General features: G+C 35.5%; 3 protein-coding genes. All 3 read left to right on the top strand.

Annotated features, from left to right (window positions below; all coding sequences use genetic code 11):
- Window positions 1-11: 11 nt before the first annotated feature.
- Complete coding sequence (locus J8M14_RS11305; protein WP_211074734.1) at window positions 12-9,986, top strand: immunoglobulin domain-containing protein; 9,975 nt, start codon at window positions 12-14, stop codon at window positions 9,984-9,986.
- A gap of 4 nt (window positions 9,987-9,990) precedes the next feature.
- Window positions 9,991-10,722, top strand: a complete 732-nt coding sequence (locus tag J8M14_RS11300) for a hypothetical protein (protein WP_211074733.1) — start codon at window positions 9,991-9,993, stop codon at window positions 10,720-10,722.
- Window positions 10,723-10,748: 26 nt separating this feature from the next.
- On the top strand, window positions 10,749-19,416 hold an 8,668-nt coding region (locus tag J8M14_RS11295), incomplete at its 3' end, for an RHS repeat protein (RefSeq protein ID WP_211074732.1).

Below are 19,416 nucleotides of genomic sequence, written 5' to 3'. Positions count from 1 at the left end.
TTTTCTAAAGAATGAAAAATATAAAATCACATAAATCAGTTGTATTAACGCTTCTGATTGCCATTTTCAGTTTAGGTATATCAAAGGCTCAGGTATCTCAAGCAGAACGTCAAGCTTTGATTGATCTGTATAATGCCACCTATGGAGATCAATGGAAAAATACAGTAGCGAATAATAAAACCTGGCAAGTACAAGATCCTACCAGCGATGTAAGCTCTTGGTATGGTATTACAGTTGCCAATGGTACGGTAACCGCTATAAAATTGGCAAACAATGGATTGTCAGGGGCGTTACCAAACAGTATAGGGAATCTGTCAGGTTTAAAATCACTGTATCTGGAACAAAATACAATTAGTGGAACTATTCCAGAAAGTATAGGTAGTCTATCTAACTTAATGTTTGTGGTGATGCGTAATAACCAATTATCAGGAGCTATTCCTCCATCGATTTGGAACCTTTCTAATCTGGTAACTGTAGCTTTACAAAATAATCAGTTATCAGGGGGCTTGCCAGATATCATGTTGCCTTTAACGGGTTTAAAGTTCTTGAATCTATCTAATAATAATCTTACAGGAACTATTCCATCAGTGATCGGAAATTTTTCCTCTCTGATTAATTTTAATATGGCCGGTAATCGATTTTCTGGGGTACTACCAGAGAGTTTATCAAATTTAGGCAATATAGCTACCATCTCCTTAAACTCTAATCAGTTTATAGGTCAGTTACCCGATTTCACTTCGATAACATCACTTAAAAACTTATATATACAACAGAACCATTTTGTCTTTGCAGATTTTGAAACACAATTTGCAGCCTATCAGAATAATTTAACTGCTTTTCAGTATGGACCGCAGAAAAAAGCGGATACTCCAATTGACCAAACAGTTAGTAGAGGAGGAAGTATTACGCTTACCTCTAGCCTAAACAGTACAAATAACAACTATCAATGGTATAAAAACGGAATAGCAATTAATGACGCTAACAATAAAGATCTGGCTCTTTCTAATGCGGATAATAACAGTGCGGGCACATATAAGGTAAGAGCAACCAATAATGCAATACCTAACCTTACCATAGAAAGAAATAACATTGCACTTACAGTTACAGAAAATAATAATACTAATGAAGTATCACAAGCAGAACGTGAGGCATTAATTGATTTATACAATGCTACCAACGGATCTAACTGGAAAAATACCCTAGCAGGAGATCAAGTTTGGCAAATTAATGACCCCGATAGTGATGTAAGTACCTGGTTTGGGGTTACAGTAGTAGATGGAAAAGTTACGGGTATATCCCTTCAGAATAATAGTTTGCAAGGAGAAATTCCAAGCTCAATTGATCGATTTTCGGTATTGAGAGTTTTTAATGTGTCTAATAATCAGTTAGAAGGGGATTTGCCTTACTTTACTATAGATAATGTTAATCCATTTAGCTCATTTTCAGAGTTATATATAGCTAATAATAAGTATTCATTTTCAGACCTAGACTCAAATTTCGGATATTTTCAGGGTAATCTTGTGGTATTTGAATATATACCCCAAGCCAAAGTTGACCAAGAAGAAACCCTTTCTGTTACAACAGGAGGTTCTATTACGTTAACTAGTAGTCAATTAGTAAGCTCCAATAACACCTATCAATGGTTTAAAGATGGTGTTGCTATAGCAGGTGCTACATCAAAAGACCTTATCATTTCGGATGCTAAAAGTACAGATGCTGGGGTTTACACTTTTAACGCGAATAATAGTGTAATAAATGATTTGACCTTAGAGCGTAATACCATAACGCTTACTGTAACTCCTGGTAATGTTTGCGCTGTTTCGACTCAAGAACGACAAGCGCTTGTCGATTTCTATAATGCTACCAATGGAGATCAATGGAAAAATACTACTGAAGACAATAACCCATGGTTAGTTAATGATCCTAATTCTTCAGTTTGTGATTGGTTTGGAGTTAAAGTTGAAAATGACGTAATAGTCAGTTTAGAACTACCTGATAATAACTTAACCGGAACGCTACCTGTTGCATTATTTCAGTTAAAACAGTTACGAGCAATTGTATTGCAGAACAATAATCTTTCTGGAAAAATACCAACTGCTATCGGGGAATTAACCGCTTTAGTAACTATATTTTTAGCGAATAATAATTTAAATGGTGAAATACCTAAGGAAATAGGATCACTTAATAGCTTAACTATTTTATGGCTAAGTAACAATAGTTTTGAAGGAGAAATACCTAAAGAGCTTGGTAATTTGCCTGTTTTGACTATTATTGCATTGGCTAATAATAGGTTGGAAGGTACGATACCGGTTGGATTAAGTGAAAGTAATAGTTTACATATTTTACTTATAAATAACAATCAACTTTCAGGACCTTTACCAATATTTAATAGGATACTCGCCTTAGGAACTACTCCAAGTTCAAATATATTTGGAGAAGGCTATTTAAATATTAAGAATAATAAATTTATTTATTCAAATTTTGAAAATGAATTTAATACCTATAAGAATGCAATAGGGACTAATTTTATATATACACCTCAAGCTAAAGTAGACCAAGAAGAAACCTCTTCAATTGCAACAGGAGGAACTATTACGTTAACTAGTAATCAATTAATAAGTCCTAATAATAGTTATCAATGGTTTAAAGATGGAGTTGCCATAACTGGTGCTACATCAAAAGACTATGTCATTTCTGATGCTAAAGCCACGGATGCTGGAGTATATACATTTGAAGCGGGTAATGGTATCATAAAAAATCCTGATCTTATACTAGAGCGTAATCCAATTACACTTACCATTGATACAGCAAACCCTTGTAATATTTCACCATCAGAACGTCAGGCCCTCATAGATTTTTATAATGCTACTAACGGAGATCAATGGAAAAATACAGTAGAAGGAAATCAACCTTGGTTAATAAATGATCCTAATTCTTCGGTTTGCGATTGGTTTGGAGTTATTATAGATACTGATGGAATAATGGGATTGTTGTTGTCGGATAATAATTTACAAGGATATTTACCTGCTTCAATGTCGGTTTTAAATTTAGGATCATTGATTTTAGATAATAACAAAATTAGTGGATCTATTCCTCAAGAATGGGCTTCAATAAACTCTTTAAGAGGACTTTTATTATCTCATAATGAGCTAGAAGGAAGAATTGCTCAGGGGTTTAAGCAGAAATTAACGTTTTTATGGATAGATAATAACAAATTTATCTTTTCAGATTTCGAATCAGAATTTGATTATTACCAGGGATTAGGTGCTCCAAATTTTATCTATAGTAATCAGGCTAAAGTAGATCAGCAAGAAACAATTTCTGTAACTCAGGGAGAATCAATAACTCTTACTACTAATAAATTGGTAAGTCTAAATAATACTTATCAATGGTTTAAAGATGGGGTTGCTATTACAGGTGCTACCTCAAAAGATTATACAATTTTGGAAGCTACAGCTACAGATGAAGGTGTATATACTTTTGAGGCTACTAATACTATTATTGATAATTTAACACTAGAACGCAATCCTATTACACTTAGCATTGGTGCCGGAAATCCTTGTGATATTTCACCATCAGAACGAGAAGTATTAATTGATTTCTATAATGCTACTAATGGTAGCAAATGGAAAAATACGGTTGAAGGCAATAAACCCTGGTTAGTTAATGATCCGGATTCTTCGGTTTGTGATTGGCATGGGGTTACGGTGGAAAATGGAAAAGTAATAAAATTAGACTTAAATAGTAATGAAGTAGCTGGAGAGTTGCCAGGATCATTAGGCAGTTTATCTAATTTGACTGATTTATTATTGGGCAATAATAATTTAACCGGTTCAATTCCTGTGGAGCTAGGTCAAATGAGCTCTTTAGAAACCCTTTATTTAAGCAGTAATCAACTTAGTGAAAGTATTCCTTCGGCTTTGGGGAACCTTTCTTCATTAATTTTTTTAGGCCTGGAATCTAATGAACTTTCAGGAAGTATTCCTGTTGAGCTTACTACAATTCCTGCCTTAAGCCATGTAATACTAAGAGATAATAGATTATCAGGAAAGGTTCCAAATTTTTCTCATCTACCTTCTAATCAAGGTTCGATAACGGGCTTTCCTATTTTGACAATTGATCAAAATGAATTTGTTTTCTCAGATTTTGAAACAGAATTTAATACATATCTTAACAAATGGGGTAATCTTTTTCAATATAAAAATCAGGCAAAAGTGGATGAACCATTGTCGCCTTCGGTGGTTGAGAAAGAATCAATTACATTAACCTCTATTGAGCTTAGTAGCCCCAATAACCGATACCAATGGTATAAAGACGGAATCATAATACCGGGTGCTACAAATAAAAACCTGGTAATTACAGATGCAAAAGATACAGATGGAGGTGTATATATTTTTAAAGCCACTAATAGTGTAGTCACTGGTCTTACTCTTGAACGACATCCTATAACTCTCTTCATTGCTCCAGAGAACCCTTGTGATATTTCAGAGGCTCAACGTAGTGCGTTGATTGATTTTTATAATGCGACTAATGGAGACCAGTGGAAGAACACAATTGCAGGCAATCAACCTTGGTTAATTAATGACCGGAATTCTTCAGTTTGTGATTGGTATGGAATTGAAATTTTTGGTGGGAAGGTAACAAAGATTGATTTAAATAATAATGGTTTAACAGGTTCAATACCAGCTAGTATTAATAACCTACCATATCTAAAAACATTATATCTATTCCAAAACAGTATTAGTGAAAGCATTCCTGAAACCATAGGTGAGCTACCTGAACTACTGTTTTTTATGGCTTACGGAAATCAATTGACAGGAAACATTCCTAATTCTATTCAGAATTTAAAGAATCTAAGAACACTCTCACTTCAAAGTAATCAGTTGCAAGGTACTATTCCGGATGTAATTTGGGACTTAGAAAGTTTGGTTTCTCTTGCTCTGCAAAACAATCAATTTACAGGGGGGATACCTAAGATGAATCAACCACTGCAAAATTTAAAATTTCTAAACCTTTCTAAAAACGCACTAACAGGAGAAATTCCGGATAAGCTGGCTTTTTGTCCTGCCTTAGTTTTTATCAATTTAGGTGAAAATCAATTATCAGGAGAAATTCCTGTCGAAATTGGAAATCTACAGAATCTAAAAACACTGTCTTTACATGATAATGAATTTACAGGAAGTATTCCTGATGGGTTTGAAAATTTACCTAACCTAATTGGCTTAAATGTTCTTGGCAATAATTTATCGGGTAAAATACCTGACTTTACTACAAATGTTACATTGCAAAATTTATATGTACAAAAAAATGGTTTCATTTTTTCAGACTTTGAAACAGAATTTGTCAATTATCAAATGCAACTGAATGATTTTTTCTATAGCCCTCAAAGCAAGGTTGATCAAGAAGAAACGATCTCAGTTATTCCAGGTCAAGAAATAACACTTACCACGAACCAGTTGACAAGCTCTAATAATATATATAAATGGTGTAAAGATGGAGTTGAAATAGCAGGAGAAACAAGTAAAAATTTAGTAATTTCTAACCTGTCTAGTGCAGATGCAGGGGTGTATACATTTAAAGCAACTAACAGTATTGTAGGTAATCTAGAATTAGAGCGTAACCCAATTACCCTTGTTTTTGACACTTGTGCTGTTTCGCAAAAAGAACGTCAGGCTTTGGTTGATCTTTATAATGCTACCAATGGCCTTAATTGGACAAATAATAACAATTGGAATACAGATACTCCAGTCTGTTCTTGGTATGGGGTAACCGTTAGAGAGGGAAAAGTGGTCAAATTAGAACTGGCTAATAATAATGTATCAGGTACGATTCCGGCTTCTATTGGTAATTTAACTGCTTTAGAAGAATTACACCTATTTATTAATCAATTAAGTGGTACTGTTCCTATTGAAATTGGGCAGCTAAAAGAACTTCAAATTTTAGCTTTGAGTAATAATCAATTAGAAGGTACTATTCCTGTAGGCATTGGTCAGTTCTTAGAGCTTCAGTTTTTAGTATTAGGAGGTAATCGTTTTTCGGGGACGATACCTATGGCATTTGAAAACTTACAAAAACTTCAATATGCTGATTTTGCAAACAATAATTTACACGGTAGAATACCTCCTGGCTTGGCTGCCATTGAAACTTGGAATGGCGGGCTAGGTATTAGTAATAACAAATTTATTTTCTCAGATTTTGAAGATGAATTTGATACCTATAAGAGTAAATTAGGGAGTAGCTTTTTCTATAGTCCCCAAGCTAAGGTAGACCAAGAAGAGTCAATTGCAATAGATGTTGGTAGCACGATCACACTTACTTCTAATGTATTAACGAGCCCTAATAATACCTATCAGTGGTTCAAAGATGGAGTAGAAATTCCTGATGCTATAAATAAAGATTTGATAATTTCTAATATAACTAATGAGGATGCCGGAATTTACACATTGGAGGCTAAAAATACAGTAGTCAAAGATCTTACCTTAATACGTAACCCAATTACACTAACTATTGGAACAGGGAATCCTTGTGATGTATCACAACAAGAACGACAAGCATTGATTGAACTATATAATGCTACTAACGGAGATAACTGGGAAAATACGGTAGCAGGTAATAAACCTTGGATGATTAATGATCCTAATTCATCGGTATGTGATTGGTATGGAGTTAAAGTCGTTAATGGATCGGTTGATGAATTACAATTAGAACAAAATAACCTTGAAGGGACATTACCTCCGACCCTGGATGAACTTCGAAAAATTGAAAATTTATATTTAAATGAGAATAAAATTAGCGGAAGTATTCCAGAGCTAGGCAGACTTCTCCAATTACGAGAATTGTATCTACATAATAACCAATTAACTGGTACAATTCCTCAGTCTCTTGCTCAGCTAGAATACCTTGATGCACTATTGTTAGATCATAATCGACTTTCTGGTAGGGTACCTAATTTTACAATAATTAATGATTTTACTGATTTTTACATCTCTAATAATGAGTTCATCTTTTCGGATTTTGAATCTGAATTTGAGGAGTATAAAAACAAGTTAGCACTTGGTTTTCAATATATACCTCAAGCCAAAGTTGATACAGAAGAAACAATAACCGTTTTTTTAGGAGGTAATATCACACTAACATCAAACCAGCTAACAAGTTTTAATAACACCTATCAATGGTATAAAGACGGTGTAGCGATTCCTGATGCTACAGATAAAGATTTGATAATTTCTAATGTTTCTGATAATGATGCTGGTGTATATCATTTCCTGGCTACTAACAGCATTATCAAAGATCCAGACCTTATATTAGAGCGTAACCCTATCACATTAACGATAGGAACTCCAGGAGGAGATTGTACGAATCTTCTAGAAACTATTGGAGTGGATACTTCTTTTGAGTCTGCGCTTCCAGTGGTTGCTAATGGAAGAAATGAAACCTTAGGAGCGACGGGTTGGGAAGTAGGTCAAGGTACACCAGATACATTTTTAGCACCTTTGACTAATACAGGAGATGAATTATTATTATATGGGTTTCAGAATTCTCCTAATGGAGGCGTATGTGCCGGGGCTCTTAGAGCTGGTGATGCTACAGAATCCTTTTATGCTGATATTGCGGGATTATATACCGGAGTTACTTATATAGTTGAATTTTATCAGGCCAATACGACAAATCTTTTAATTCCTGAGTTTTTTGATGAAGCATATGGATATTGGAACGTAAGTTTTGGCAATGAATCTCAAAACTCCGATGAACTACAACCCGTTCCATCTCAAGCGATATGGCAACGAACACGGTTAGAATTTACACCTATAAGTGCTAGCCAGCGTATTGAATTTTCAGCAGGCTCTCGAGCTTCAGATGAAAGCAATGCATACCCAGTGTATATGTTAATTGATGGAATCCGTATTTACCAAAAACCTTTGGTAACAGACAATACTTCTTGCTTTGAGATTAGTACACAATTGTTTTGTAGTATTGATATAGAAGAACCTACTATAGCCGATTTAACTTCGCCATTGACAGGTACTACATCGTGGTATAGTGAACAAGTGGGAGGAACACTATATGCTACTAATACTGATTTAACCGATTTACCTTCTTATTTTGTATGGGCTGATAACGGTTCTGATCCAAGAGTTCCGGTAGAAATTATCTTTGATTGGGGAGCACCAAAAGGAGATGATAATCAGTATTTTGATATTTACGATAATCCAACAATTGAGAATCTGAAGACCGAAGAAGATGTTTCTGCCAATATATCCTGGTATAGTACGGCAAGAGGTACCACACCACTTGATAAAACTACGCCATTGGTAAATGGAACGACATACTATGCAGCAAAAGGAAATAATTCGTGTAGACTTGAGGTATTAGCTTTGGTACAGGTGCCGCAACCTGATGGCGATGGTTTCCAGGAGTTTTGTAGTACTGAGGATCCTACTATTGCAGATTTGTATTTTGAAGTTACTAATCCTAATTATACGCTGAAATGGTATGTTGATGCTACAGGCACTCAAACCTACCCAATCACAACTCCATTAGAGGACAATAAAACATATTATGTAGTGCAGACCAATGGGACCGTAGAAACACCAGAACGTTTTCCGGTAAATGTAGGTATAATTGATGTTGCTGGGTTAGGAAGAACCTATACAGCATCTGTATTACTTCCATTAGAGTCAAAAGTATCTGCTCTTAGCGATTTTTATTTCAACACTAATAAGTTATGGTATGCACAAGCCATAGGGGGTGTTGCTATCAATCCGGAAACTAGATTAGAGGAAGGAACCTATTATACCCGACTTGGAGGGCAACCCTGTGATGCTTCAGAAGTGTTAGCAGTTACGGTAAGGTTAGGAGAAGTAGGACAACCGGAACGAATTACTTGTATTAAGTACCTTCCTAGACCAGGAGATGAATATGTAATAAGTGGTTGGGTTCGTGAAGAAAAGTTAAAGACTGTTGATTCTGAAACAGTAGCCTATAGTACAGTAAGTGATCAATTCGTGAATTTATTAACCCACTTAAAAGATAAAGTTATTAATAAAGAACCAATTCCCAGCCAGTATGTACTAAAGGATGATAAGGATTTTAAGTATGACGTTGACGGATTACTTCCATTTATTAAAGGTAGTAAGGACAGAAATGTTACCGTATATGATTTCAAACTAATAAAAGAAAATATTGATAATATAAAGCGAACCATAGGTTTTTCATTTTCGCTAGATGAAAACAACAAGTATAAGTTTACTTATATCACGCCAAGAGTTAGATTTCAAGCACTTGGATATACTTTCCGCAGAGGATTTCATTTTCCACTATTATATGGAAAAAAGGACAACCCAGCACAGGATAATGTAGGAATAACCATTACTTTCAAAAAAGCAGAACCTGTAGGGAATAGTTTCCAGATCACTTCGGATTTTAAAATTATAAAAGGCGGTAGTCCTTTTTATCAGCAAGCATTTACAAATCACGTAAGCGAAAGATCAACAACATCTGGGATATCATCAGAGGTAGATTTCTTTACCTATGAAGAGGATCCAACATATCAGGTGACTCATCTTGAGAATACATCAATAGAATTGCTGTATAAGGATATTGATCAGGCAGTAATACCTCCGCAGGACGTTAATGATATCGTTTTTACACCTAAGGGTTCCGTTATCGATGGATGGCAACGTATCAGCGCAAGCTTCAAAATTCCTGAAAATGCGGCAAATCTTACTATTACGCTTAAAAATAAAGGAACCGATATCAACGCGTATTTCGATGATGTTCGTGTGCACCCTTTTGACAGTAGTATGAAAACCTTTGTCTATGATCCATTGACTCAGCGATTACAAGCAGAGTTAGATGACAATAACTATGCAACTTTCTATGAATATGACGCAGAAGGAGGACTAGTACGTGTCAAGAAAGAAACAGAAAGAGGAGTGTATACCATCCAGGAGACAAGATCTAATAGTGCCATACTTAATGACTAGAAAAATGATGAAACAGAAGATATTACAGATAAAAATATTGCTAATTCTTTTTTTAGGAATTCAGTTTACTATAAAAGCTCAGGATCTGGAGGTAAAGGAGGTTTTGAGTAAAACTGAAGAGTTTTATGAAAATCAGGAGAGCTATGACGTTTCTGTTACCTACAATATGTTTAGAGGGTTAACCGGTACTAATATCACAGAATCTTATCAAGGTAGTTTTGCAAAAGACAAGGATAAGTATTTGATGAAGGTTTTGGGATCTGAAATTTTACAGTTTAATAAGGGAAAATTGATCATTAATCATAAAGAGAAGACGATAAGGTATGAAAAAGGGGCTTCGGATAATGTGTCAATGACCTCTTTATTCAACATTGATGAATTCTTAACATATTATGATAAAACTAAAGCCCAGACCAAAGGAAATGCAATTGTATGCGAATTAGTTTCGACTAAAAAGAACTTTCAATTGCCCTATGGTAAGGTGGTGCTTTATCTTAATAAAAGTGACTATAGTATCACCAAACAAGTGCTTTACTTTTCTAGTCTGATACCTTTTGCAGAAGATAATAAACAAGTTCAGGATTATGGAAGATTAGAACTTGAAATGACCTATCAGAACCAGCAAAAAAGTACATTTTCTTGGGAAGAGTACATTAATATATCATCAGATAATAAGGCAACTCTACAAGAGAAGTATAAGGCTTACGCACTACTACATCAATCAAATCAACAATAAACGAACAAACAAAATACATAAGGCATATGTATACCAATAGAAAAAACTTTGCACGCATTTTTGTATTCTCACTTTTTCTAATCGCGACCAATTGGGTAAGAGGTCAAGAAGGAAAGGAATTTTTAACTCAGGAAATCCAAAATGCTATAGATAATAATACAGTTACTTTAGAGTACACTGTTACAGACATGAATACTCCGGGAGTAGAATATGTAAACCCTACTGCTTATGTAGACTTGTACGTTAAAGATAACACCCCTCCGTATATCCGGTATTCATACAGTATCAAGATGTTGGTGACTCCTCTACTAAAGCCAGGAGCTTTTGATGATGCTAATGCTTATGAAAAAATTATATCTGTAGAGAGTAGTATTACAAAAGAAGCTACCGGTAATGCAGTAGACCATGTTCGACATATAATTAGAGAGCGATATGGTGTAAAAGTAGCTGTGATAGAAGCAACCTATAAAAACCTGGAGGATGATAGTGCTGAGGTAATTAATGGTGCAGTACCTGGCAATATTGGTTTAAAATTGGGACTTGATGGCAAAAGGTATCAACAACTTTCTGAAGAGATTCCCGATCCTAAAGCAGTATCAAATACGGCTAATGAACTTGCCATAAGCTGGACAAATATACCTGGTGCTGTGGCCTATGATGTAGAATGGACCTGGATTGATGGATATGGTAAAAATGCAACTGCTTTGCGATTGGCTACGGATATCCCTTTAAGCAAGCGTGATTTTGAGCTAAATAGCACACGTATTCAAACAAAAAGCCTTTCCTATAATATTCCTCTTATCTATGGTAAAGGATATATTATATATAGAGTACGAGCAGTAGGAAAAGAGATTGGTAATACTTCGAAATATTGGTACGGATCATGGAGTAAAGGAAATGATGACGAAGTGACTATTGCGGATTGGATTGACGCTAACGGTGATAATGTATATATAATTAATAGTACTCACGAGGGTAACAAAAACTGGCAATTCCAAGCATCTTATGCAGAAGAAGGAAAGAAAAAGGAGGTTGTCAGTTATTTTGATGGATCCCTGAGAAACCGTCAAACAGTAACTAAAATTAATACTGATAATAACATTATTGTTGGCGAGACTATTTATGATGCACAAGGCCGTCCGGCAATAGAACCTTTACCGGTACCTACAGTTGGTAAAGTGATGGGGTATTACTTCAATTTTAATCAAAATAAAGCCAACCAACCATATAACTACCAGGATTTTGACCTGGATTCACAAAACGAAGACGATCAAATTGTAGGGGTCAATTCTATGAGTACTGTTAATGGGGCCAGTAAGTATTATTCTTCAGAAAACCAGTCCGGAGGAACTTATAAAGATCGTATTCCTGATGCAGAAAAATACCCTTTTTCTCAGATAGAATATACTGCCGATAATACTGGAAGAGTGCGTCGTAAAAGTGGTATTGGGGTACAACATCAATTAGGAAGTACACACGAAATGCAATACTACTATGGGACTCCAGAACAAATAGAATTAAACAGATTATTTGGATATAGTGTAGGATATAAATCACATTACAAGAAAAACATGGTGGTGGATCCAAATGACCAGGTTAGTGTAAGTTATATAGATCCAAAAGGAAGAACTATTGCCACAGCATTAGCAGGTATTGGTCCTAAAAACCAAGACTCATTAAAAGATGAAAATGCTGATGCTACAGTTGATGAAAATGATCCACAAAGTGAAAAACTACACACCAATATAACTATAGATTTATTAGGAAAGGTGCATATTGGTGATACAGATACAGAAAAAGACAACAATACTAAAACGTATACCGGTAGTTTTGGAGCACAATCGGATGCATTGGTGTACAATGCAGAAAAAGTGACTCCTTTTGATGATAAGCTAATATTTACATATAAAGCGGGTATTGAACCGTTTGAATTTGCTTGTACCGAAGGATTTTCCCAGGAGTACCCATTGCATTACACGTTGTCTATAGACGTATTAGATAAAAATGGGGGAACAGTGGTAATAGATCCAATACAGGAGAAATTTGTGTTAACTAATGCTAATTTTGAAGTTCCGGAATTTGAAGTTACAGTACCCAAAGGATCTTATTCCATAGTTAAAAGATTAACAATAGACCCAACAGCTGTAGAGGAAGTAGCGGATAGTTTTATGGCTAAGTATACTACCGAAGGAGGGGAGTGTTTTATAGGAACTTCTCCGGACGAGCTAGAAACACTTCCGGAAGCAATATTGGAAGGCTGTTTTATGACTTGCGAAGATTGTGAACAAGAACTGGTAAATGAGTATACTGATAAAGCAGGTTTTGTAGCAGCTAAGATAGAAGATTATCAACTGTCTAATCCTGATAATATATCCCAAATAGAGTTAAATAGATTAGAAATTGCTTTTGGCAAGCAATGGGATCAACTGATCCGTGCTTGTTATGACCCTTGTTCGGATGGAACGGAAGCAGGAGATACAACGGTGGCAGAGTCTTCGTCATGCGCAATTGCCAGAAATAATTTGCGTGCGGATATGATGCCTTCAGGACAATATGGGACATCGGCAGTAAAAGAACTTAATATTTTTAATGATCAGAATAAATTATATAGTACAGCTTCAGCAGGAGGTAAATATAACAGCTGGCGTAACCCAGCCCATTATGAGTATGATACTCCGGAACGTGGAATTTATAACGAAGGAGGGCATTATTATAACGAAAATGGAAGCATTAGCTATATCAAGGTAAATAAAATTAAAGAAGCCATAAGTGCTGATGAACCAGCGGTATTTGATCCTCCGATTCTAACGGATGTTGAGGTAGAATTGATTGCCACAAATGATGCTAATACCACAGAATATTTTGTAGAACCACAATATTTAGCTAGCGTATCAGATTTTTTAAGTGAAGGTGTCTGGAAAGATGAGTGGGCAGCATCACTGCTTATTTACCATCCTGAATATGAATATCTGAGATATACAGAAGCAATTTGTGCAGTTACAGATGCCACGACTGGCAAGGTATTAAATTCTGACACCTATGATCAGTACATCCAGGTAACTACTACTTTCGAGGATGCAAATCGTAAAGGATTCTTTACACTAGAATCCTCATTAGCAGATAAAGATCCTTATTTCCTGAGAGACATGGCAGCACCTTATGCTAATGGAACTCTTTTTACACTTAGAAAAGATATAGTAAATGAAGCATTAGTTACCAATTATAATGGTTCTGGCCTCAATCTATTGCAATTTGCGTATGCAACTGTAGTATGTAACAGTATTAGTAGTTGTACAGAAGCCAATACTTTTACTGCAAGTGATTTAACCACTCTTAATTCATGGACTTCACGGACGGATGCGCAAAAGGATGAGTTTTGGAATATTTATAAGGCAAATTATCTGAATATTAAGCAAAAGATTTCCTCTTTGTTTAGTAATATCCATGCCAAAACAAATAATTATTATAATGGATGTATAGGAGATCAGGATCCGCCGGCAACCTTACTATCAGTAATAGCAGAGTCAAGTACCGACCTAAAGACAAGAGTAAGAGAAGCATTAAATGGAGCTACAAATGGTTTGTGTAATGATACCTATACAAAAGAATATGCAAGCAAGGAAAAACGTTTTCAGCCGTCAGATAATTTATACAATTCTGGAGATGATCCCGGCGATGTTATAGAAGATCTTAAAGGGTACACAGATTACGAATATTATGTGCAGACAGGTGTATGTCCATTGGCCAGGGACCTGGAAATATATTTAGAGTATTTCTTTAAAGAGTACTATGGAGGTAGTATCGATGATACTACAAGACCCTATACCGGTAAATATTTGAGTCCGGAATTATATAAAGAACTCGGTGGGATTCATCCATCGGATCAGCAAATCAATGTTAAAAATACGGTAGCAAATGATGATAAACAGCTCGATATACTTTTAGGAACAGCCGGATCATCAATTACCGTAGGTTTAGAACAGTCTGATAAATTATGGAGTAACTATGGAGATGGCAATTGGGTGATTACCAAAGTATACAATATCAATACTTTTTATGACGAAGGTAATGAGCTGTTTACATACCAGGCGGTAGCAAGGGTACAAACCAATGTTACTGATACCACTTATAAAGAAATAATCATTACCGGAACTACAAAAGCCCGTATCTCTAATTGTAGTATTACTGAAGCTGATGGTGTAGGACAATACCTGGGTGGAGGGAATTATGGAGGCAATCTGGGAGACTGTAACAAAGAAAGCCGTTTTTCGCAAAGTATGGTCAGCGTACTTAATGGATTAATAGAACAGGGTAAAATTAATGATAATACGGGGCTAGATCGAAAGGAATATTTTAATAATAGCTATGCTCAGGAATTCTTAAGAGCAATTGGTCCTGATACCGAAAATGATAACATACGTTGGAATCCTTTACCAGGTAACGTCTATACCATGCAAGTAGGTGGGGTTACTCGTTTTACCCTCTCATTAGATACTGCATTACCAACATCAGGAACGATTACAGGTATTAACTTTAGTTATGTGTATAATAATACTGGTAGAATCATACGACAAGATGCTAAAATTACCTATCTCGATGCCGGTTTAAATAGAACTACCATTACAGGAACACTAATTGAAGATGGCAACCGACTAATCAACTTCTTATGTTGTGGGGATATTAATAATTTGCTAGGAGATCCGGATTCTCCACCTTGTGAAACTGAAGATTTTGAGTTAGCAAATCGTTTTGGTGAAGAATTTAAAACGTTATTTAATAAATTAATTGATAATGGAGCCCTAGCTGATATTGGTTCTATAGTTCCTTTAAAAAATTATCCTGAGTTCACTCCTTTTCTACAGCAAACACTTACATATCAAAGTGCAGCCCATTCGACACATCCTCAAAACAGATTTAATGAACCAGCAGTAGATTATAGTAATTTAGATCACATATATGCCACATTTGGTTATTTCGCTGGGAGTAGGACATTAAGTCTTAGTATATGGTATGATGATATTTTTCAAATTGGAATAGGAATTAAAACCGGAGGTGCAGATATTAAAGAACTTACAAGATTAAATAGCATTGCTTATTTAGGTAGAAATAGGTTCGATATTTCATTTAATATTAATAATGAACGCTTCAGCGAGAGTTACTATGGGTTTCAGATCTATTTTAATTTGCTTAATTTTCCCAATAATTATGACTTGAATTTTGACTGTGATTTTTCTACATCGTATATAGATTATCCACTACAACCAGATCCTGATACAATCGATAATTTTGATATAGATTCCTGTGAAAGTTCTCACGAAGATGAGAATGAATTTGAACGATTATTAACCGAAGTATTAACCGAAGTATTTGAATCGGAAAATCAAAACAGACCTATTTCAGAAGACATTTTACATAATCTTTTCTATGGGAATTTTGATTTGAATTATAGAATTGAAACGATATCAAATATCCCACCAAGAAAATTTAAAAATTATAGTGTGTATAGTAGAGAAGCATTCCCCGAAAGAAGTTCTTTAGATGAAAGCAAGTTCTATCATATCGTACAATTTTTTGAAAATAATTCTGGTAATCATATTCAATTTTATGTGGAAGAAGATTTTCAAAATGTTAAAGAAGTTTTAGACGTTAAAATACTGAGAAGTTCTACTTCAGTTAATAACAGAAAACGTTTTTATTGTACCATTAATTATATAGATAATAATGGAAATGAAAAGGTTGGTAAAAATATTCCTTTCATTACTGATAAACACTTGTGTGAAATACTTTCTGTTCAGCCAATACAAGAATTAATTGCTCAAAGAGATGCATTACAACAAAATAGTTTACAAGCCAATATACCTGTTTTTGTTACCCAAACAACAACAACCGAGTTAGATATAATTGACAAGGAATCTAGTATTAAAACCAATAACAACCCTTCTTCGGTTGCTGCTCGAGAACAATGTGGATCAGAAATCTGTATTTCACCAGTGGTTGCACCGGTAAGTTGTACCGATAAATATGGCGTATACATCGATTTAATGAGCTCCTTAGGGATGCCGGAGACGGATATCGTTACAGAAGAAGATTTTTGTGACAATTACCTACAATATCTTGTGGACGACTATCAGTATTTTATCAATACCTTCGGGATAACCGATGTATTAGACCTGGAGTTTATGTCTATTGTCCGCTTTGGCGCTACAGAGTTTAATTATGGATATGATAATATGAGGAAAAAAGATCCGCAGAGTTCAAATCCATCTATCATAGATTTGTATAAAGAACACGTAGATGCTACACGACAAGATCAAGCAGTGAGTACGCAAACTTGGTCAGAGTTTACATCTCAGTACTTATCAGCAAATCCTGCTATTTGTGTGCCTAGACCTTTTCCGGTTACTTTTAAGGGAGTAACTATAGATATGCCGGAGGAATCAGATTGTGAGCAATTCAAAGCGAGTGTGTTTCAGGCATATTATAGGGATACTCAAGAAAGCAGGTTGGCGATTTCCAGAGAAGAATTTATCAAGGCCTATGTAAAACATGGGATAGAGCAAGTAGTAGAAAACTTTGATATGAATCGAGCCGATAGAGAGTATCAATATACTTTGTATTACTATGATCAGTCCGGTAACTTAATTGAAACTGTACCACCGGAAGGAGTAGATCGATTTACCAATAAAGAGCTTATAGAAAATGGCATCCATCAGCAGATCAATCAGCATAGGGATAGTGATGCTATCGAAAATCAAAGCCTGCTCCCAGATCATGGATTGATTACCGAATATCGCTATAATTCATTGAATCAATTGGTATGGCAACGTACTCCGGATGGAGGTGAAACGCGATTTGCCTATGATCAATTAGGAAGAATCATTGCTTCACAAAACGCAAAACAAAAAGAAAACAATCGTTTTAGTTATTCTAAATATGATTACCTAGGTAGAATTGTAGAAGCGGGAGAGTTTGCGCCAAAAGTAGAAATAGCGATTAATGATACCGAAGGTAAACTGGTATACACGACTGATAATAGTTATGTGCCTAATAATGAAGGATACCCACAAAACATCTCTAATCATCAGTATGAAGTTACGAATACGGTATATAGCAGACCGGTATCATTTGCTTCAGAGATTTTTGATACGGTAGATGCTGGTGATAATAGTGTACAAAACGCTAGAAATAGAGTAACAACGATCTATTATTATGATACTAAGGATCCAAATACGTTAGTATCACAATATAACCATGCTTCTTTTTATAACTATGATATCCATGGTAATGTAAAGGAGCTAGTACAGTATAATAAGCAGTTAGTGAAAGATCCTACTAATCCTAACTCTGGGATGAAAAAGATCCAGTACGAGTATGATTTGATTAGTGGTAACGTACACCAGGTAATCTATCAAAAAGGAGAAGCGGATCAGTTTATCCATCGCTATACTTATGATGCAGACAATAGAATTACTGCCGTAGAAACTTCTAACGATGGCATGCTTTGGGAAACCGATGCCAAATACGAATACTTTGCTCACGGTCCTATAGCACGTACGGTATTAGGTGATAAAGAAGTGCAAGGAATGGACTACGCCTATACCTTGCAAGGATGGTTAAAAGGAGTTAACTCCGAGAGTTTAACCGCTGCTGCAGATATGAATAGAGACGGTACTGCCGGTTCTAATATCGCCGCAGATGCTATTGGGTATTCTTTAAGTTATTTTAACCAGGATTATAAAGCCATTGGAGCAAATGTTAATACCGCTTTTGGTTATAGCAACAATGCCGATTTAGCTTCTACAGAAAACCTATATAATGGTAACATCAAGCAAATGGTAACCACCATGCGCGATACAGATGAAAATACGTTGAACCCGCAATTGAACCACTATACCTATGATCAGCTAAACCGTATCAAAGCGATGCAAGGATTTGGCATTGCTGCAGGCATTGGAACAGTCAATTATAGTAGTAGTTATACCTATGATCGTAATGGAAACTTGGAGAGCTTACAACGATCTGCTGTAAATGCCAGTGGGCAGGTGGTACAAATGGATAACCTAACCTACAATTACAATAAGGATACGGATGGAAATAAGATCAATAATCAATTAAGGTCTGTATATGATGATTTAGGCTTAGATGCCAACTTTGATACTGATCTAGATAGTGGCCAGAAGTTAGATAATTATGAGTATGATGCGATTGGCCAATTAACCAAAGACGAAGCCGAAGGCATTACCAATATCGAATGGAGAGTAGATGGTAAGGTAAAAGCTGTAAATAAAAATGTAGAAGGAGTACAAACAACAATAGCTTTTGAGTATGATGGTTTAGGAAATCGCATTGCTAAAACGGTATTGCCAGAAGGTAAAACTACGGTTTACGTAAGAGATGCACAAGGCAATGTATTGAGCACCTATAAAAAAGAAGAGAATACCGCTACTAATACCAAATCCCTGGAGCTTACCGAGCAGCATATTTATGGTAGTAGCCGTATAGGGTTGCAGGAAAATAGTATAGACTTATTAGCCGATACCGCTAACCCGACACCCGATACCCATAACCGTACGGTTGGAGATAAACGTTTTGAGCTAAGTAACCATTTAGGAAATGTACTAAATGTAGTAACCGATCGTAAGCTGTTAAGCGATGATCAGAATAGCTTTACTGCCGATGTAGTAGCGTATAATG

Source organism: Aquimarina sp. MMG016 (assembly GCF_018100805.1).
Lineage (GTDB): Bacteria > Bacteroidota > Bacteroidia > Flavobacteriales > Flavobacteriaceae > Aquimarina.
This window is presented reverse-complemented; position numbering and strand designations above follow the sequence as displayed.